Here is a 217-nt window from a genome sequence, read left to right as displayed (position 1 = left end):
CTCCACGTCCGGCGTGACGTAGTACAGCAAGGCCACCACCAGCATCATCAGGATCACAACGACTGGCCAACGCAACCAGGTCCACAGCGTCACGACTATCTCTTTCAGCCCCACCTGATCGGCAAGCCATGCCATTACCTGCGGGCCGGTCACCATCAAAGCTGCCGTCGCGAGCAGAATCAGCGCCAGTCCGATGGTGTAGGCGACCGCCAACAGC

General features: G+C 60.8%; 1 protein-coding gene. It reads right to left on the bottom strand.

The window, feature by feature from the left end; genetic code table 11:
* On the bottom strand, positions 1-217 hold a 217-nt coding region (locus tag IV01_RS24365; RefSeq protein WP_032624820.1), incomplete at both ends, for a YhjD/YihY/BrkB family envelope integrity protein.

It is taken from the genome of Pseudomonas syringae (assembly GCF_000737245.1).
In the GTDB taxonomy this organism is placed as follows: domain Bacteria; phylum Pseudomonadota; class Gammaproteobacteria; order Pseudomonadales; family Pseudomonadaceae; genus Aquipseudomonas; species Aquipseudomonas syringae_J.
This window is presented reverse-complemented; position numbering and strand designations above follow the sequence as displayed.